Origin of the sequence: Bacillus sp. FJAT-27231 (genome assembly GCF_001183975.1) — a bacterium.
GTDB classification, from domain to species: Bacteria; Bacillota; Bacilli; order Bacillales; family Domibacillaceae; genus Pseudobacillus; species Pseudobacillus wudalianchiensis.
On sequence record NZ_LFZU01000001.1, the window covers coordinates 242,104 to 259,869 of the forward strand.

Here is a 17,766-nt window from a genome sequence, read left to right on the forward strand (position 1 = left end):
GTGAGGGGATGAACGAGGAAGTACGAGAGTTTGCCGAATATTTACTAGAAGGCGATGCACTGGCATCTATAGACTTTATTAAATATAAGCAACAGCTGACTACGTTAGAGGTCTTTGACCAGTTTTTTACGCCGGCTATGAAGTATATAGGGAAGTTATGGGAGAACAATGAAATTACCGTTGCTGATGAACACTTGGCGACCGGCACCTGTGATTTTGTCTTATCGAGATTATTCCCTTGGCAAGAAGAACGGTCTTCAGCGGCTAAGAAAGCGATGTTTTTGTGTCCAGAAGGGGAGCGTCATTATCTTGGATTGAAAATGGTCAGCAGCTTGTTTGTTGAGTCGGGCTGGAGCGTGCGTTTTTTTGGACCTGACTTGCCGTTGGATTCAGCTTTGAAAGCGGCTGAGAAATGGCAGCCGCATGTCGTTGGCTTATCGATTGCAATCGTCTATCATCTTCCGCGTTTGCGAGAGTATGTTCAGCAATTTGCTAATTTATCTGCCCGCCCGTCTATTATGCTTGGTGGAAGGCTGGCAGGAATGTATGATTTAAAGCCATATTGTTCGGAAAGTACGATCATTTTTGATGATTTGCATGCCGCTCATCTGTGGCTGGAGAATGTGAAGGTAGAGGAGGAGTCTAATGCTGCCTTGTAATCAGCCATTCCCAGTCCCTTATATTCAAATCGACAAAACAGGCAGCATTTTAGCTTATTCCGAAACAGCTGCTGAGCTTTTTGACATGCAGGAAGGTCATATTTTAGCTTTGATAGATGAGGAAAGTAAGGAAAAGGTAAGAATGTTCATGTTTGAGCAGGACGAGTCCCTTACAGTCGAAGCAAATGTAAAAACAAAAATAAATCCTATACAGCTATTTGATCTTCATTTGTCATGGGATGAACAAGCTACAGGGCATATCGTGCTGCTTTCAAAAGAACAGAGGAATGGACGGCTAGAGGATCGCCTTTTAGCTTTGCAAGAGCGGCTGTCTTCAACGGACTTTGAATTACTTGAGAAAAAAGATGAACTAGAAAAGACGTTAGTCCGTTTACGGGAGCTTTCTGGTCCCTTTATTACTTTGTCTGCAGGATTAGCTTTTATTCCCCTCTTCGGTGATATTACAAAAGATAAGATTGAAGCCATCATGGGCCAGGCATTGCGGTCGGCTTATGAAGGAGAATATAGCCGCATTGCCGTAGATTTTACGGCTGTTGGGAAAATAGAAGAAGAAGGGGTACACAAGCTGCTCGAGCTGTTTAAGATGCTCAAATATATGAACGGGGTCCAAGTTGAGGTAGTAGGCATGAAGCCGCAGCACTCTCAAATAATGAACTCCTTTCAACGTGATTGGCCTTTTTCGTTTGCTCCTTCTTTAGCGTATATATTACAAGAGAAATAGAAAGTGCCGGGCAAAAGCCCGGCACTTCAGGTTGTTGACAAACGCTCGCTTTCTTCGTTGCTCGCCTTCCTGCGGTGCTCATGACCCTGGTAGTCACTCCGCTCCTCGTCAGGTGTCGCGCCTTGAAAGACAAACATTTTCAACTAGCCTGGATTATTGAGAATTAAGAATAGACTTCTTAAAACTCTACTCGTACTTGCTGCAATTCTTCCTCTGTCTTTTCTGTAAAGGTATAGCCGAGTTCTTTTAACTGGTCGCATATCGTTGGAGCAACCGAGTCATCGACGATCAGAAATGTTTGATCGAATTGCATTTTATCTTTAATGGAAGCGAGCAAATCGAATAAAGCACTCGTTCTTTCTTCTTTAAGGGACTTCGTTAACGCAGAAGTTTCTGTTGTCACTGGTACAATCCAAAGTTCACATTGATTCGGCACCTTGAGCAGCTGTTCGAATACTTCTGCTTTTTCAAGCGGTGTCCGCAATGTTTCATCATGAATTTCATATACACGTTTAGATGACAAGTCTTTTTCTTTAAATGGAAAGTTTCCTTGTTCATCGAATACTTTTATCTCTAATTTAGAAGCCTGAGGCGTTTGGTTTTCCTGCGCATTTTGTTTTAAATGGCTGGTCATGTTTCTCTCTCCTTTTCCTTCTTCCCCCGATATGTGTATAAAAGGGATCTGCTATTCTATTCCCTTTTTGAGAAGAAGAAAACCTATTAGACACTTGCTAATTTTTGGAGAGTATCGGCCACTTCACTAAGTGTACGGACTGTATAAGTAGGCTTGGCTCCTTCTACTTTTCTATCATCACCATGGTCAATGAGAATGGAGTCCATGCCAACACGAGTGGCGCCAAGAATATCTGTTCCTAAGTTATCACCGATCATGATCGCATCTTCAGGCGATACATCCATCAGTTTTAGTGCATGAGCAAAAATAGAAGGGTCGGGTTTTCCGAATCCAAAGTTTCCAGAAATAACGATATGTTCAAAATAAGGCACAAGCTCTGGCGTCATCGTTAACTTTTCTAATTGAAGGGATGGAGCGCCATTCGTTAAAAGTAAAAGTCGAAAATCATTTTCTTTCAGCTTATCAAGGACTTCAATCGTGTCATCATATAAGAAAGGAGAGTAGCGGCGTACTTCCCGGAATCGTTCTCTTGCCCATTCTTCCGCGCCTTGAATGCCGACGGACTCTAAGCCTTTTCTCCATGTATTTAATTGATAATCGTTAATATCTTTGCCCATCTGGCGCAGCTGCCAGTGGTGAACGTCCCCGAAATCTCCCCAAAGTCCTTCAAATGGATTAATGCCGAGGTGAAGCGTGACCGGGTAAAAAGAATAGGTTTGATATTGCTCCCTAGCCGCTTCTCTAACAGAAGATTCAATCGTGTCCTTATTCACTCCGTATTTCTGTTCCAAGTCACCGCATGTTACATCAAAGGCGGTCTGAATGCTTTTGCGATCATTCAAAAGTGTGTCATCTAAATCAAAAAAGACTGCTTTTTTCATTCTATAAAGGCTCCCTTTCAAACATAATGTTGAACCTAATTCTACACAAATGTGAAAACTCCTGCAAAACAAATTAAAGCCGCCTAATGAAAAGACGGCTTTGATTTGTAGAAAAACCCTACTCTACATACCATCAGGCTGACTGAAAGCGTTTGTCTTTCGAGGAGCGAAAACTGGCGAGGAGCGGGTCAGGAGCACTGCAGACAGGCGAGAAACGAAGAAAGCGGACGTTTGTCAACAGCTTGGAAGCCACCTTAATTGAAAGTGGCTTCATTCTTTTTCCCTCTAAAAAATGAGAACAAAGAGGGGATTCGATATTTAGGCGGTTCTCTTTTAATCGCTGGAGGCTGGAGGCTGTTTAGCAGGAGGCGATCACGAATGGCTATTTCTTGATGCTCTAATTTTTCCTGCATCCATCTTTGGTGCTGGGCAAGTTCTTTGACGAGCTCCTTATTTATTGCAATTAATGTCTCCTGCTGTTGCTCGAGGCGGGCGATCCGTTCATATAATTCATGGTTTTCAACTGGTGCTTGTATGGGTTTCACTGGTTCTTCCTTTTTTTTAGGCTCCATTTTCATTGCCAGCTCAATCGCTGCTTCAAGTGTCATATTTTGTTCTTGTATAAGTTTCAGCAGGCGCTGGACGGTAATAATATCCTTTTGATAAAAGACGCGGGAGTTATTTAACCCTCTGTCGAAGCGATAACCGGCAGCTTCTAATGCTGATGAATATTTTCGCAGCGTACTTGCGCCGACCCCAAGGCTTTTGGCTACTTCTGAGCTGAAATAAGCCTGTTCCATTTCCATCCCTCCGTTAAATAGTGGTGTGACCTTCCTCAAGCGGCTGTTTCCGGGACAATAGACTGTTATTAACTCTTTCCATATAGACTTCTGAATTCCTTTCACTAGTTTTGTTGATTGATCAGTAGTTTTGTCGAGAAGAGCCTAAAAGAATTTGCTGATCTTCTCTGTTGAAAAAGTAAGGAGAAGGGTATATATAAAGGGTATTAATCTAATAGTGGGTGGACTGCTTATGAGGCTGAAGAAATGGACGTATTCCCGGCGGTATAACATTAAAGCTATTTTTGATAAATTTCCTCATTCTAACGTTATTTTTCGTACAATTAATCAGTTTTATTTTGTTTACATTGTTAACTGGTCAGAGAAAGATCCGGTCGTAACGAAAGCGGATTTAGAACAAATGGAACAGTTGTTAAATGAGGAGATGGGAACTGCGTTCTTTTATCATCAGCGAAAGTCGCAGATAAGGAAGACGGAGCGAATGGAGGAAAAGCCGAGTGAAAAAAGCAATGATTATCGCTAATCCCTCTTCAGGCAAAGAAGAGGCAGAAATATATGTGAAAAGGGTTGAGCAGCAGCTTAAGTATAGCGGCTATCAAACTGAAGCGAAGTTAACGACTAAAGAAGGGGACGCAGCAGTGTGGGCAGCAGAAGCTTGTGCCTGTGGGTATGAAACGGTTATTTCCATCGGGGGAGATGGGACTGTCAATGAAGTAGTCAACGGCCTGGCAGAAAAAGAACAAAGGCCATCACTCGGCATCGTCCCGCTTGGCACAGTGAATGATTTTGCCAGAGCCTTGAATGTCCCGCTCGAGCCTGAAGAAGCTATTACGATTATTGGACAGGGAAGGCTTCAAAAGGCAGATATCGGCAAAGCGAATGATCGTTATTTTTTAAATATCACAGCACTCGGAGATATGGCTGAATCAACAGCGGAAGTATCAGCTGAACAAAAAACAGCTCTTGGTTCGTTTGCTTATTTTTTAGAAGGAGCTAAAACACTTGTCCATAAACATCCGATCGAGATAACGGTGGGAAGTGGGGAACAAGAGTGGACAGGGAAAGCCTTACTGTTTCTTGCTGCTTTAACGAACTCTGTCGGCGGTTTTGAACGTATGGCGCCCAACGCAGAAGTAGATGATGGGAAGCTCCACTGTTTCATTATAAAAGACACTTCTTTGCCACGGCTTGTGCGGATTGCCACTAATCTATTAAAAGGCGATTTAAAAGAAGATCCGGATGTCCTTTATTTTCGTGCCAATCCGGTAAAGATATCCTCCAAAGAGCCTTTAAAAGCTAATATAGACGGTGACATTGGAGGGGAAGCGCCGCTTACTCTTCAAGTGCTGCGAAAACATATTGATGTATGGGTCCCTTAATGGGCTGCAAAGAAAAAACGGATTGAAGTCTAGGCCAATCGACTTTCAATCCGTTTTTTTGTCCATGATTAGCCAATGATCTTGGTTGATATGTCGTCTTCTTTTAACTTTTTTACATCACCAGTGCTTTCCTTGGCTGGAAAAAGCAAGCTGAAAATAATTCCAAAGAAAGCGGCGATAAAGAAGGTCGTAAAGCGGGAAGAAATGATCGCTTCGAGCGGCGTTGAAATCCAAACAATCGTACTGATAAATCCAGCAAGGATCGTGGCGATAACGCCAATTCCGGAATAACGCTTCCAGAAGAAAGTGAGAATAATAGCGGGCGATAGCGTACAGCCGACTCCTGCCCATGCCCAGCTGACAACGAGATAAACAAGAGATTTAGACGTTAACGCAATGAGCAGACCTAGCAGCCCAGCTCCGATAATTGTTAGTCTTGACACCATAACGAGCTGCTTCTCCGTCATTTTTTTGCCAAGTGCATTGTTTACGATGTCTTCACTAACGGAACTGGTAATAACAAGGAGCTGAGAGTCAGCGGTAGAGATAATCGCTGCCAGGATTCCTGAAAGTAAAATGCCAGCCATCCATGGCGGAAGTAAATCTAACACCATAAAGGGCAAAATCGTTTCTACATCGGCAAAATTCTGTCCCTGATATAAAGTGAGAGCGGTCAAACCAATCATAAAGGCGCCGCTATATGCGAGAATAGTCCAAATGATGGCAACCCGGCTGGCTATTTTGGCTTCTTTTTTATTTTTCAAAGCCATGAAGCGGGCGCTAAGCTGGGGCTGGCCGCCGAGAAAACCAAAGAACCAGGCGAAGTTATTAAAGAGAAGAAGACCGAGAGCAAATCCGATGGCTCCGCCTGTCCACGAGTCCATCGTTGGTCCGGCAGCAGTTAAGGCTGCACTGATAGACAAATCGTTTGCGTAAATATGGAAAAGGGCGACGATTGGCAGCACCACAAGAGTGACAAGCATCATAAGGCTTTGAATCATATCTGTCCACACGACGGCTGTGAATCCACCGAGATAAGAGAGGAGAATAACGATCACCAGACTAAGAAGAGCGCCTACAGTAGGGTTGATATTAAAGACAGTGAATAAGGTTTTACCGGCACCAGCAATTTGTGCACCGAAATAAAACATCATAAAGCTAACGATCAAAATAGTAGACATCCAGAGAATGATTTTTCCGTGGCTTCCGAAACGTTTGGCTAAATAACCGGGCAATGTCATGACTTGGTGCTCTTCCGCTTCCTTCATAAATCGCTCTGCTAAGAAGAGCCAGGAGAACACAATTCCTAAAGAGATTCCGACAGCTACCCATACGCCGGAAAGGCCAGTAGCAAATACAAAGCCGGTATAGCCGAGGAGGAGCCAAGCTGATTCTCCGGTCGCTCTTTCTGAGAAAGCGAGCGCCCAGCCTGGCAGCCTTTTACCGCCAAGAAGAAAGGAAGCATGATCCATTTCTCTGCGGCTAAATAAGTAACCGGCACCAAGCATAAGCAAGCAATAAAGAATGAATTCAACCATTATGATCGTATGCATATCTCTTCAGTCCTTTCAGAGTTTTTTAATAGTTTTTATAACTCTACTTCCAGACCGATTCCTTGCTCGACAGCTTTTTCATAGATGACGGAAGCGGCAATTACATCAAATAAAGCCATGCCAGTTGATTTAAAGACGATTGGTTTTTCTGTGCTTAATGGAGGAGTTACTTTGCTTGTAACGACACTCGAGAATGGAATCACTTGTGACTCTGTTAGCCAGCGGCTTTTCAATGGATCGATTACGTCTCCTGACTCTTGAATAGCATCAAGCGTATCAATAAAGAGATGATCCGCTTTTTTGAAAAGCTCTTCAGGAAGCTCACGCATGCATGGCTGAAAAGAACCGACACCAATCACTAGCTTGCCGTTATATAGACCTGGATCATTTGGCAGAACGGGTGTATGAGAGGTAGTAGCAGTAACGATCATATCAGCTCGGCTAATGACTTCATCAGGTTGATGTTTAATATGAATGTTGACATGGGGTGAAATGTGAGATTTTATCTTCTCGGAAAAAGCTGCGGCCTTTTCAGGTGTCCGATTAAACAAATAGATGTCTTGAATAGGACGCTCCAGGCATATGGCTGCCAACTGATAAAAGCCTTGTACACCGGTACCGATTAATCCGACAGAATGGGCATCTTCTGGAGCTAAATAACGGGCAGCCAATCCTCCTAAGGCTCCCGTGCGGAGACCAGTTAAATAGGTGCCGTTTAGTAAAGCTTTTGTTGTACCGTTATTCCCATCAGTCAGGATCATCATCCCTTGTGTAACAGGAGAGGAGCGATTATGCGGAAATACACTGACGATTTTAGTGCCGAATGATTGGTTGGCATAACAAGGCATGAGCAGAAGTGTGTCTTCGTTATGAGACAAGTGTGTTCTGGCATCCATTTGAAACTGTTCCTTGTCATAGATCTCATAAGCTGTTTTCACGGCCTCTATGATGTCTGCCATGCTGGCGGCTTGCTGCATGTGTTTTTCGCTTAGTAGTAGCAAGTGATTCACTCCTTTATCCAGATGGTCAATTACACAATAGCGTGCTCTAACACTAAATCATTTTCCGCAAATCTTTCTACGCGAAGCGGAGTTAAATCGAGCGTTTCATAGGCCCCTTTGTAAATAAGTTCCGCTAATCCGAGTCCAACGCCGGGGGCCTGCTGCATGCCATGCCCGCTAAACCCAAGGGCTACGTAATAACCTTTCATGTCAGGATGCTCTCCGATAATGGCATTTTGATCCTCAGTGTTAAAGTCATATAAGCCTGCCCAGCCAGTTTCGAGCTTGACGCTTTCAAAGTTTGGAACACGGTGGGCAAGAACCGGCCAAAGTTCTTCAAAGTAAGAGCGTTTCCAGGAAAAATCAATTCCCGGTTTTACATCTTCCGAGTAGCCCGTAATGACACGGTCTCCTTCATGTCGGAAATATACGCCAGTTGGATCAATCGTCAACGGCAATGGTTTTTCAAGCGGAGCTGCCGGATCAAATTGAAATATCTGTCTTTTTAAAGGGATCACTGGCAAGGAAAGACCGATTTTCTCACTCAATATCGCTCCCCAGGCTCCAGCACAATTAATGACGATCGGCGCTTTATATTCTTCGCCGTCGAGTAAGCGAACCCCTGTGACTCGGCCGTTTTCTGTTAAAAAAGTATCCACTTCTTTGGAGACGTAATCAACACCAAGTTTTTGGGCGTTTTTCTTATAGGTCTGCATGACTGAGTAAGCATCAAGATAACCGTCTTCAGCGCAATACAGGCCGCCTGCCAGATCCTCTATTTGCAATTCCGGTATGATCGAATGAAGTTCGCTGGCAGAAAGAAATTGCGAAGGTACACCAAGCTCGTTTTGAAGCCGTTTTTGACTTTCGATGGCTGGAAGCATTTCTTTTTTGGCTAAAAACAAGTAGCCCCTTTGCTGGAAATCAATTTTTGCTGGTTCCCCATCTATCGCCATGTCTTTCGAAAAAGTCTGGTATTTCTGCAGGCTAAAACGGCTTAATTTAATGTTAACGGCTGTCGTGAATAGCTGCCGGATACCGCCTGCGCTGCGAGGGGTAGAGGAAAACTCATAAATGGGATCTTTTTCAAACACTTTAATATCGCCTTCAAAACCAATTTTGTGTAAAGAGTAAGCGGTGCTTGAACCCATCACTCCGCCGCCTACAATAATAATATCTGCTTGATTCATATAAGAACCTCCTCTGTGCCATACCAGCACTTTTTGAATTATTTCTCATTATATTCGGTAAGCGCTTTCATACAATGTGCAAATTATACAAAAATATGGTAAAATAACTAGGGAAATTAATCTGAATATTGAGAATAGTTTGTTGAAATGAAGTAACGACCGAGGTGAAGCAATGAAATTTTTTGAACAAATTGCCCAATCAATTGTAGAAAAAACATCTGCTGCCTTAGATGTTTCGATGAGTATTACGGATGCAAAAGGGACGATCATTGGCTGCAACAATGTGGAAAGGTTAGGTTCTTATCATGTTGTGACAGAAGAAGTAACCAAAGCTGGGCGATCTGTTATTTTTACGAAAGAAAATGTAGCAGGCAGGGAAAATGTATTGCCTGGTGTGGCTACACCCATACGCTTTCAGCAGCAAATTATTGGCGTACTAGGCATCATTGGGGAACCTGATGAAGTAGGGAAGTATGTAGAGTTTGTCCGAACTCATGTAGAGATGCTGCTCCAAGAGTCTTTTCGGACAGAAACGTTCTACCTTCAAATGAAAACAACAGAGCTATTTATCCAGCATCTCATTCACTTTAAGGAATGGGATAATGAAGGAACACTTCAAAATTATTGTGAGATGTCAGGCTTTCATTTTGACCGGCCCCGCATGTGCATTTTAATTGATATAGAAGCACTGCAAACAGCAAAAAGAGAGAAAAAAGCAGTAAGGATTTCACAATATGATTTGTTTCAGATTATTAGCAACTATCTCGAGGATCACGCTCAGGATATTATTAGTCCGATTAACTCAGGGCAGTGGATTGTACTAAAATATATCGATCACTATGATCTGTCGAAAACTAGACGTCAATGTGAACAAGCGCTGCGAGCTCTGAAGAAATTTCTTCAAAACCAGCTTGCTCCTAGTCATGTCTCGATCGCTTACGGAAAAAGCTATGAAGGCTTTGCAGGAGTTAGTCGATCGTATCAGCAAGCGTTACAAACATTATCAACGGGCAAGCAGAATAAAAAAAGTCCATCCGGAGTTTACGCTTTTGACGATTGGACTATTTTATTACATACACTCATCCAGGAAATCAAACCGGCCTTTGCTGAAACACTTGCTGATTATGTTGAAAAGCTCTTGTCTCATTCGAATGCACCAGTACTTGTTGAAAGTTTTCTTGTCTATTGTGAACAAGGCTTGAATGTTAGCAGAGCAGCCAGAAAGTTATTTGTTCATCGCAACACTCTCTTATACCGCCTGAACCAATTAAACGAAATTCTCTCTATCGATACCCAATCTTTTGAACAAAGCATGCTTTTATATATGGCTCTCAAACAAAACAAGGCTATGAAACAACCCATACAAGTGACATGAAAAAACTGTTTCGCGGCAGGCGAAACAGTTTGTAAGGCTACAGCGCCATTTCTGTTTGGGCAGGGAGGAGCTTTCCGGGGTTTAAAATATTGTCAGGGTCAAGCAAGCTCTTGATGCTGGCCATTACAGCTAGTGCTTCTCCATGCTCTTTTTGTTGGTATTTCATTTTACCAAGGCCGACGCCGTGCTCGCCTGTACAGGTCCCTCCAAGTGTTAAGGCAAACGTTACAATTTCTTCATTCAACAATTCTATCTTATGAAGTTGTTCCGGGTCCTGCGGATCAAATAAAGTAAGAGTATGAAAGTTTCCATCTCCAATGTGTCCGAGAACAGCGCCATCTAATCCGTGTGCTTTAATCCGTGTCCGTGCATAGTCGACCATTTCGGCGAGTTTGGATATGGGCACACATACGTCCGTGTTGATAGTGTGCAATTTTGGATTGCTATGGCGGAAAGCGTAGGATAAGTCGTGACGGGCTTTCCAAAGCTGGGCTCTTTTCAAGCTATCCTTCTCGAATGTAAAGGATCGGCACTCCTGTTCTGCCAATAATTCTTGAACGAACTGGGCGTCTGCTTCATTTCCGGCATCATTGCCATGAAACTCAAGAAATAAAGACGGCTCTTCAGGAAAGCTGGTTCCGCTAAAAGCATTTACCTGAGCGATAGAGCGATCATCAACAAGCTCCATACGGGCGATTGGAATACCGGCCGTTAAAATAGAAACAGCGGCTTCTACACAGTGCTTTACAGTAGGAAAGCAAGCTCTAGCAGCCATGATAGATTCAGGGATGCCGTGCAGCTTCAAAGTGATTTCAGTAAATAGTCCAAGTGTACCCTCTGAACCAGCAAATAAGCTATTTAAATGATAGCCAGAGGAAGATTTTTTGGCAAGTGAGCCGGTGTGAATAAGCCTGCCATCGGCGAGGACGACTTCTAGATCAAGAATTTGATCTTTCATTACGCCATACCGTACTGCTTGAGTACCGCTTGCATTCGTAGCTGTCATGCCGCCGATTGTGGCATCGGCTCCAGGATCAACCGGAAAAAAGAGCCCATGCTTGTTCAGTTCCTGATTTAATTGCATTCTTGTAACACCGGGCTGCACTTTTACAATCAAATCCTCCGGCCGCAGTTCAATAATTTGGTTCATTTGACTAAAATCGATAGAGATTCCGCGATGCACAGGAATAGCATGACCTTCAAGTCCGGAACCGATGCCAAATGGGACGACTGGAATTTTATGTTCTTTGGCAAATAGAACGACCTTTTGCACGTCTTCTGAAGAGGCTGGAAAAACGACAACATCAGGCAGAACAGGCTCAAAATGTGACTCGTCCTTACTGTGGTGCTCTAATATCGTTTCGTTTACTGTTACTTTTCCTTGACCAATTAAACCGGTTAGCTTTTCAACAAGGATCATTTTTCCACCACTTTCGTATAAAGAATTTTTAAAATATTCATTTATTGGAATGATAGCATATGAAATAATGACTGTATACTGAATACTGTCTATAATTCCCAGATTGAGGCGGTGTTGCTTCTGTTCAGATACTCAAAGTTTTAGAGATGGCGGTTTACAAAAAAATCGCCCGAGTTAACGGGCGATTTATGAAAGGATAAACGATAGACAAATCAAATTTATTCAGAAAGGGCAGCAAGCTTTTGATTGAGCTCCTGCAGCTCTTTTTCCATGCGTACTAGCTGTTCTTCAGCTTTTGTGACGCCATGCCCTGTAGATTCAAGCTTTTCAATATCTCCTTGGACACGGATATAGTCCATTTTTAATTCAGCGATTCTAGATTCGATTTCAGATTTCGTCATGACTTTTTCTCCTTTATCATTTTCTTATATATTAAGGGAGAGAAAGAGCCAATAGCAACTTTAAAAAAACGGAGGGTGACTATGCTTGGATTAAATGTAAAGCTGCCCGTGTGGCAGGCACCGATGGCCGGAGTGTCGACGCCTGAGTTAACGGCGGCCGCTTCAAATGCTGGTGTGCTTGGTAATATTGGCGCCGGTTATTTATCAGGAGAACAAACAGAGGCATTTATCCAGCGTGTGAAACAGCTGACAAATGCAGCTTTTGGCATCAACTTGTTTGTTCCGGAACGCTCAGAAGCAAGCCAGGAAAGAGTGGAAACCGCTCACCAGCTGCTTTCTCCGTACAGAAAGGAGCTAGGTATAAAAGAAAAGGCAAGTGACGTAACTTTTGGGCCTTCAGCTTTTGACGAGCAGCTTGCTGTTGTGCTGCAAGAAAAAGTAAAAGTGTGCTCCTTTACCTTTGGATTGCCTCCACAGAAAGCATTGGAGCAATTAAAAGAGCGCGGAATCGTCACCGTTGGAACAGCTACAACAGTAGCTGAAGCTGTTGCTTATGAACAAGGAGGGGTAGATGCCATTGTCGTACAGGGAAGTGAGGCAGGCGGACACCGGGGCACCTTTCAGCAGCCAGAAAGCATGGTTGGATTGATGGCTTTGCTTCCTCAGGTCGTGCAAGAAGTGCAAATTCCTGTTGTGGCAGCAGGAGGAATCATGAATGGAAGAGGTGTAGCAGCTGCTCTCTGCCTTGGTGCTTCCGCGGTTCAGCTTGGTACGGCATTTTTAGTAACAGAGGAAAGCGCTGCTCATCCGCTTCACAAAGAAGCGATTTTGTCCGCAGATGAAACGGATGCCGTATTTACAAGAGCCTTTTCAGGGAAGACAGCCCGTGGCATCTCCAACAGGTTTATTAAAGAAATGAAGGAACACGAGGAACAGTTTTTACCTTATCCGCTGCAAAATACGCTAACACAGAGGATTAGAAAGCAGGCGGGAAAACAAAACAACAAAGAGTATATGTCTCTTTGGTCAGGTCAAGGAACAAGGCTCAGTAAACGACAAACTGTTCAGGAATTGGTTGAAAGGCTGAAAGAGGAAACGGACGACGCTTTGCTGGCGGCTAGCCAGACATTACAGAATATAAAAAGAAGCCGTTTAATGAAACCATAATAAAATGAAAAGAGATCAGCCAGTCAACGGCTGATCTCTTTTCATTATGGATAAACGCTCGCCTTCTTCGCTGCTCAAGTCAAATTTTACACTTTGAAAGTAAGCGTTTTCAATAAGCCTGGTGACATACAAATCATTTTTGTCTGCGCCCCAGACGGGTCTTTTAAGTATATGAATTAATAAAATTGTACAAAGTCGAAGGCTAGATTTAAGAAGAATAGGGAATGAACAGCGGCAAAGATTAATGCTTGCTTATTTAATTTTTTTGTGATTGCTGGATTCATAAATATCACCCCGTTAAAAGTTTGTAGGTTTATTATATAACCATTTTCACAAAATTTCAAAACTTTTTTAACGAATTTGTCACATTTTTTTTGATTTGGGACTTGACTTATTTTTAATATGGAAAACATCTCCCTTTTTTACAAAAAGAAAGGCAAAACCAAAGCTTTGGTTTTGCCCTTATAAGATAGGAGAAAGCAATCTTGAGATAGATTCTTTAAATTTAATGAAGGTTTTGCGGCTTTTATATAATTCAGGAGTTAACTCAAAACACAATTCCATATCTTTTTCAAATATCTTTGCTAGTTTCTGACCTGTTTCATGGTGGTAAATAAAAGCATTCACTTCAAAATTCAGGCGGAAGCTGCGCACGTCAATATTAGCCGTTCCGACAGAGCTTAGTTTTTTGTCCACGACAATAGTCTTAGCGTGAATAAAGCCAGCATCGTAAATATAGGTTCTCGCACCGGCTTTAATCAGCTCGCCGATGTAGGAATAGGTAGCCCAGTAAACAAACAGATGATCCGGTTTATTAGGAATCATAATTCGTACATCCACTCCCGAAAGCGCAGCAATACGAAGAGCATCTAGAAGGCTGGCATCAGGAATGAAGTAAGGTGTTTGAATATAAACAGACTCTCTTGCTGATGAAATCATTTTAATGTAGCCGTTTTTAATTTGTTCCCACTCTGAATCCGGTCCGCTCGTTACAATTTGCATCGATACATCATTATGAGAGGGCTTACGTGGAAAGTAAGTATCAGAATAATGAAAATCATGACGCTGTGATGCTTGGTTCCAATCCAAAATAAACCGGGTTTGAATAGAATGAACAGCTGTTCCTTCGATCCGTAAATGAGTATCTCTCCAGTAGCCGAACTTTGGGTTAAGCCCGAGATACTCGTCGCCGATATTGAACCCGCCGACATAGCCGATTTCACCATCAATAATGACAAGCTTGCGATGATTACGGTAATTGAGGCGCAGATTAATAAAAGGGATTCTAGAAGGAAAGAAGACTTCGACGATGCCGCCAGCTTCGATTAATTCTTTGAAGTGTTTTTTGTGTACACCACGTGAGCCCATTTCGTCATATAAAACTCTTACTTCTACACCTTGCTTCGCTTTTTCTGTTAATAGCCGGACAATTTCAGAACCAAGATGATCCACACGAAAAATATAATATTGCAAATGAATATGCCGCTTTGCCTGCTTAATATCGTGAAGCAGAGCATTGAACTTATCCTTGCCGTCGATGAAAATGTCTACATGATTATCCTCTGTTAGGACAGCATCATTATTACGCAGCAGCATATAGACTAAGTCTTCATTTTCTTCCGTGTGAGGATTGCGAAAGTGGAACAATTGATTTTTAATGTTGTGCATTTGATTTTGGATCGCTGACTCAATGCCGATTTTTACTTTATCTTCCCAGTCGAATAAATGCCGTCTGCTTAAATTTTGACCAAAAATTAAATAGAGAATGAAACCGAGGATGGGGATGAAAAATAAGACCATCAGCCAAGCCCAGGTCGCGGCAGCATCACGTCTTTCCATAAAGATAACGATGATAGAAAAAGAAAAGTTCAAAAGCAAAAGAGCATAAGCGACCCAGCTCCACATGTGTAGTTCCATGATTACCACCAGCTTTATCAATAGAATGAAAAGGAATAAACAGTTGCTTAAATCTATGTTAACAAGGAAAGCCTATTATTTCTAGAAACTAAAACTAACGAAGAGTATCAAAAACCTACTTGACACATAGGAATAGATGATATAGGCTATTCGTTAGTATAAAGGAGGAAGGCATCTATGAACTTATTTTTCATCATTGCGAATGTAGTCGCTCTGCTTCTTTTGGCAGGCGTGTTATATGTTATGCAAAAAAAGCACATTTCATTTTCAAAACGAGTATTTACCGCATTAGGGATGGGAGTTGCCTTTGGCTTTATCCTGCAGATGATCTACGGACTAGAGTCGAAAACGCTACTGCAATCTACAGAATGGTTTAGCATTATTGGTACAGGTTACGTGAAGCTGTTGCAGATGGTTGTCATGCCATTAGTGTTTATTTCGATCGTTTCTGCTTTTACAAAGCTGACACTAACAACAAATCTTGGAAAAGTGGCCGGGTTGATTATTGGTTTGCTTGTAGGTACTACGGCGATCGCGGCTGCTATTGGGATTAGCGCTTCTCTCGGATTCCATCTTGAAGCTGTTCAAATTCAAGGAGGGGAAACGGAGCAGGCGCGTGGAACGGAGATTGAGCAGAAATATTCAGAAATTGAAAATCAATCTTTCCCACAAAAAATTATTGAGCTTATACCAGCTAACCCGTTTCTTGATTTTACAGGCCAGCGCAGCACCTCTACGATTGCTGTCGTGATCTTTGCTGCTTTCGTAGGCTTTGCTTACTTGGGCATTAAAAGAAAAGAACCGGAGCACGCTGAATTCTTTAAAAAGATGATCGAGGCCATCTATAGCATTGTGATGCGCATCGTTACACTTGTGTTACGCCTTACACCTTATGGAATTTTAGCGATTATGGCGAAGACAGTGGCAACGAGCAACTTTGCGGCGATTGCAAAACTCGGAGAATTTGTATTAGCCTCCTATGTAGCGCTTGCCATCATGTTTATTATTCATTTACTCATTTTAACTTTAGTCGGATTAAATCCAATGATTTACGTGAAAAAGGCATTGCCGGTCTTGTCCTTTGCCTTCACTTCTCGTTCTAGTGCAGGTACATTGCCTTTGAATATTAAAGCGCAAACGTCATCACTAGGGGTACCTGAAGGAATCGCCAATTTTGCAGGTTCATTTGGACTATCGATCGGCCAAAACGGCTGTGCAGGTGTATATCCAGCTATGCTAGCCGTTATGATTGCGCCAACTGTAGGGATCAACCCGCTCTCTCCAACCTTTATTTTGACGTTGATCGCGGTAGTGGCGATCAGCTCATTTGGAGTAGCTGGTGTTGGGGGCGGAGCTACGTTCGCCGCTATTCTCGTTTTATCAACGATGAACCTGCCTGTAGCGCTTGCCGGTCTCCTTATTTCTGTAGAGCCACTTATTGATATGGCACGGACAGCAGTGAACGTAAGTGGCAGTATGACAGCAGGGGTTGTCACAAGCCGCATTACGAAAGAGCTAGACACGACCGTTTATAACGAACAACAAGAAGTAGTGAATAGCTAAAAAAGAAGCCGGCAGCCGGCTTCTTTTTTTGCGTTCTAGGCATCTTTGCCGGGGGCTTTTTTAAAATAAATTTTTAAATTTAAGGGATTAACTACTGAAGAAAGGGGAATGTTAAAATTAAATAAATTGATAAATTTTGAAACCATTTTTTAATAGAAGCCGTAGAAGAAGTAACAAAAATTTTTTTAAAGAGGTGTGTAAATTGGGGAAAGACCATGAAAGAGTGTTAAAAATGATTGACCGGCTCACTCAATTGGGTGTTAAAGTATCAAAAACCAAATCCCGCATCGAAGTGTTCAACTCTTTAAAAAGCTACCAAGACTTAGCGGACCATGTAAAGGCCTGAAAATAAACGAAATACATAATCAAAAAATATCCCGGCTGCGAAAAGAGCCGGGATATTTTTTAGTTTAAATGATTGCATTTCATTTAGGTCTTTAATCGCCTAATTTTGTATAGTACTTAGGCGGCTTGCTTTCTTTTTTGAATGAAACGGTAGACAAGATAAATGGCAACGATGAGCAGTCCGCCTATAATCGTGATCATTGTAAAATTTTCTTCGATAAATGGTTTGGCTCGTTCACCAAGCCAGAAAATAATGATCCCTTCAATGAAAAAACGTAGCCCGCGTCCGATAAGAGACCAGATAAGAAGAACTCTAATACGAATTTTTGCAACCCCGGCAAAGATTGTGAATACTTTATAAGGAATCGGGGTAAAGCCTGCAATGAGAATAGCGAGAGGGCCGTATTTCTTAAATAGGTGTTCAACTCTTAGAATTAATTCTTCAGAAACAAATTTCAGTAAAATAGGACGGCCAAGCTTGCGACCAATAAACCAGCCAAGCAAGGCGCCGAGGACAGAGGCAACTGTCGTATATAGCGCAAAGAGGAGGGCTCGGTCAGGATCGGCAAGAGCTAAAGGCAGCAGAATAACATCTGGAGGAATAGGGAAGAAAGAAGATTCTGTAAAAGCAACGAGAATCAGTCCTAACACTCCGTATTCTAGCAGCCACTCTTCCAAATGATGAATCAACTCAGTCATGAAAAAAAATTCTCCTTTAATTAAATTAACCACAAAAAGT

Annotated in this window: 18 protein-coding genes; 8 read left to right on the plus strand and 10 right to left on the minus strand. The window is 42.4% G+C overall.

Features of this window, described 5'->3' with window-relative positions; all coding sequences use genetic code 11:
• Positions 1-8 precede the first annotated feature (8 nt).
• Positions 9-659 carry a cobalamin B12-binding domain-containing protein gene (locus tag AC623_RS01195; protein WP_049659679.1) on the plus strand — a complete coding sequence of 217 codons (651 nt, stop codon included), beginning with the start codon at positions 9-11 and terminating at the stop codon, positions 657-659.
• Positions 646-1,401 carry an STAS domain-containing protein gene (locus AC623_RS01200; RefSeq protein ID WP_049659680.1) on the plus strand — a complete coding sequence of 252 codons (756 nt, stop codon included), beginning with the start codon at positions 646-648 and terminating at the stop codon, positions 1,399-1,401. The genes AC623_RS01195 and AC623_RS01200 overlap by 14 nt, the downstream gene beginning before the upstream one ends.
• A 178-nt stretch (positions 1,402-1,579) precedes the next feature.
• Here the strand turns inward: AC623_RS01200 and AC623_RS01205 are convergent, their stop codons facing one another.
• From AC623_RS01205 to AC623_RS01215, 3 genes are all read right to left on the minus strand, one after another.
• Entirely contained in the window at positions 1,580-2,035 is a 456-nt protein-coding gene (locus AC623_RS01205) for a hypothetical protein (RefSeq protein ID WP_049659682.1), read from the minus strand.
• A gap of 86 nt (positions 2,036-2,121) precedes the next feature.
• Complete coding sequence (locus AC623_RS01210; protein ID WP_049659685.1) at positions 2,122-2,916, minus strand: HAD family hydrolase; 795 nt, start codon at positions 2,914-2,916, stop codon at positions 2,122-2,124.
• A 254-nt stretch (positions 2,917-3,170) separates the two neighbouring features.
• Positions 3,171-3,716, minus strand: a complete 546-nt coding sequence (locus AC623_RS01215) for a hypothetical protein (protein WP_049659687.1) — start codon at positions 3,714-3,716, stop codon at positions 3,171-3,173.
• Between the two features lie 232 nt (positions 3,717-3,948).
• On the opposite strand from AC623_RS01215, the gene AC623_RS01220 reads away from it, so the two are divergent.
• On the plus strand, positions 3,949-4,239 hold the full coding sequence (locus AC623_RS01220) for a hypothetical protein (RefSeq protein ID WP_049659691.1): 291 nt from the start codon (positions 3,949-3,951) through the stop codon (positions 4,237-4,239).
• On the plus strand, positions 4,214-5,095 hold the full coding sequence (locus AC623_RS01225) for a YegS/Rv2252/BmrU family lipid kinase (protein ID WP_049659694.1): 882 nt from the start codon (positions 4,214-4,216) through the stop codon (positions 5,093-5,095). Before AC623_RS01220 ends, AC623_RS01225 begins: the two co-directional genes overlap by 26 nt.
• A gap of 68 nt (positions 5,096-5,163) precedes the next feature.
• On the opposite strand, the gene AC623_RS01230 is transcribed toward AC623_RS01225, so the two are convergent.
• From AC623_RS01230 to AC623_RS01240, 3 genes are read right to left on the minus strand one after another with little or no spacing between them, the layout of a single operon-like run.
• Positions 5,164-6,648: a sodium/proline symporter gene (locus AC623_RS01230; RefSeq protein WP_049659697.1), complete on the minus strand. Its 1,485-nt coding sequence runs from the start codon at positions 6,646-6,648 to the stop codon at positions 5,164-5,166.
• Positions 6,649-6,683: 35 nt separating this feature from the next.
• Positions 6,684-7,649 carry an ornithine cyclodeaminase family protein gene (locus AC623_RS01235; RefSeq protein WP_049659702.1) on the minus strand — a complete coding sequence of 322 codons (966 nt, stop codon included), beginning with the start codon at positions 7,647-7,649 and terminating at the stop codon, positions 6,684-6,686.
• A gap of 29 nt (positions 7,650-7,678) precedes the next feature.
• Entirely contained in the window at positions 7,679-8,839 is a 1,161-nt protein-coding gene (locus AC623_RS01240) for an NAD(P)/FAD-dependent oxidoreductase (protein WP_049659706.1), read from the minus strand.
• A 172-nt stretch (positions 8,840-9,011) separates the two neighbouring features.
• Between AC623_RS01240 and AC623_RS01245 the strand changes: the two genes are divergently transcribed.
• On the plus strand, positions 9,012-10,214 hold the full coding sequence (locus tag AC623_RS01245; protein ID WP_049659708.1) for a CdaR family transcriptional regulator: 1,203 nt from the start codon (positions 9,012-9,014) through the stop codon (positions 10,212-10,214).
• A 37-nt stretch (positions 10,215-10,251) separates the two neighbouring features.
• Here the strand turns inward: AC623_RS01245 and AC623_RS01250 are convergent, their stop codons facing one another.
• The gene (locus AC623_RS01250) at positions 10,252-11,634 is read right to left on the minus strand and encodes an FAD-binding oxidoreductase (RefSeq protein WP_049659711.1); all 1,383 of its coding nucleotides are present in this window, start codon (positions 11,632-11,634) and stop codon (positions 10,252-10,254) included.
• A 218-nt stretch (positions 11,635-11,852) separates the two neighbouring features.
• Positions 11,853-12,035, minus strand: a complete 183-nt coding sequence (locus AC623_RS01255) for an SE1832 family protein (protein WP_049659715.1) — start codon at positions 12,033-12,035, stop codon at positions 11,853-11,855.
• A gap of 81 nt (positions 12,036-12,116) precedes the next feature.
• On the opposite strand from AC623_RS01255, the gene AC623_RS01260 reads away from it, so the two are divergent.
• Positions 12,117-13,202: an NAD(P)H-dependent flavin oxidoreductase gene (locus tag AC623_RS01260; protein WP_049659717.1), complete on the plus strand. Its 1,086-nt coding sequence runs from the start codon at positions 12,117-12,119 to the stop codon at positions 13,200-13,202.
• Between the two features lie 462 nt (positions 13,203-13,664).
• Here the strand turns inward: AC623_RS01260 and cls are convergent, their stop codons facing one another.
• A complete protein-coding gene (gene cls, locus AC623_RS01270) occupies positions 13,665-15,119 on the minus strand; it encodes a cardiolipin synthase (RefSeq protein WP_049659721.1) in 1,455 nt (484 codons plus the stop codon).
• A gap of 177 nt (positions 15,120-15,296) precedes the next feature.
• Between cls and AC623_RS01275 the strand changes: the two genes are divergently transcribed.
• Both AC623_RS01275 and AC623_RS21325 read left to right on the plus strand, forming a co-directional pair.
• The gene (locus tag AC623_RS01275) at positions 15,297-16,682 is read left to right on the plus strand and encodes an L-cystine transporter (protein ID WP_049659724.1); all 1,386 of its coding nucleotides are present in this window, start codon (positions 15,297-15,299) and stop codon (positions 16,680-16,682) included.
• 202 nt (positions 16,683-16,884) lie between these two features.
• Complete coding sequence (locus tag AC623_RS21325; protein WP_156186978.1) at positions 16,885-17,028, plus strand: Lmo0850 family protein; 144 nt, start codon at positions 16,885-16,887, stop codon at positions 17,026-17,028.
• Positions 17,029-17,144: 116 nt separating this feature from the next.
• Here the strand turns inward: AC623_RS21325 and AC623_RS01280 are convergent, their stop codons facing one another.
• Positions 17,145-17,726 (minus strand): YqaA family protein, encoded by a 582-nt coding sequence (locus tag AC623_RS01280; protein WP_049659726.1) that lies wholly within the window; start codon positions 17,724-17,726, stop codon positions 17,145-17,147.
• Between the last annotated feature and the right edge of the window lie 40 nt (positions 17,727-17,766).

Excerpts from the sequence above, each read along its gene's own strand:
- AC623_RS01245 (WP_049659708.1), top strand. The coding sequence starts at position 9,012 with ATGAAATTTTTTGAACAAATTGCCCAATCAATTGTAGAAAAAACATCT.
- AC623_RS01250 (WP_049659711.1), bottom strand. The coding sequence starts at position 11,634 with ATGATCCTTGTTGAAAAGCTAACCGGTTTAATTGGTCAAGGAAAAGTA.
- AC623_RS01200 (WP_049659680.1), top strand. The coding sequence starts at position 646 with ATGCTGCCTTGTAATCAGCCATTCCCAGTCCCTTATATTCAAATCGAC.
- AC623_RS01230 (WP_049659697.1), bottom strand. The coding sequence starts at position 6,648 with ATGCATACGATCATAATGGTTGAATTCATTCTTTATTGCTTGCTTATG.
- AC623_RS01240 (WP_049659706.1), bottom strand. The coding sequence starts at position 8,839 with ATGAATCAAGCAGATATTATTATTGTAGGCGGCGGAGTGATGGGTTCA.
- AC623_RS01220 (WP_049659691.1), top strand. The coding sequence starts at position 3,949 with ATGAGGCTGAAGAAATGGACGTATTCCCGGCGGTATAACATTAAAGCT.
- AC623_RS01205 (WP_049659682.1), bottom strand. The coding sequence starts at position 2,035 with ATGACCAGCCATTTAAAACAAAATGCGCAGGAAAACCAAACGCCTCAG.
- AC623_RS01275 (WP_049659724.1), top strand. The coding sequence starts at position 15,297 with ATGAACTTATTTTTCATCATTGCGAATGTAGTCGCTCTGCTTCTTTTG.
- AC623_RS01210 (WP_049659685.1), bottom strand. The coding sequence starts at position 2,916 with ATGAAAAAAGCAGTCTTTTTTGATTTAGATGACACACTTTTGAATGAT.
- AC623_RS01215 (WP_049659687.1), bottom strand. The coding sequence starts at position 3,716 with ATGGAACAGGCTTATTTCAGCTCAGAAGTAGCCAAAAGCCTTGGGGTC.
- cls (WP_049659721.1), bottom strand. The coding sequence starts at position 15,119 with ATGGAACTACACATGTGGAGCTGGGTCGCTTATGCTCTTTTGCTTTTG.
- AC623_RS01280 (WP_049659726.1), bottom strand. The coding sequence starts at position 17,726 with ATGACTGAGTTGATTCATCATTTGGAAGAGTGGCTGCTAGAATACGGA.
- AC623_RS01260 (WP_049659717.1), top strand. The coding sequence starts at position 12,117 with ATGCTTGGATTAAATGTAAAGCTGCCCGTGTGGCAGGCACCGATGGCC.
- AC623_RS01255 (WP_049659715.1), bottom strand. The coding sequence starts at position 12,035 with ATGACGAAATCTGAAATCGAATCTAGAATCGCTGAATTAAAAATGGAC.
- AC623_RS01195 (WP_049659679.1), top strand. The coding sequence starts at position 9 with ATGAACGAGGAAGTACGAGAGTTTGCCGAATATTTACTAGAAGGCGAT.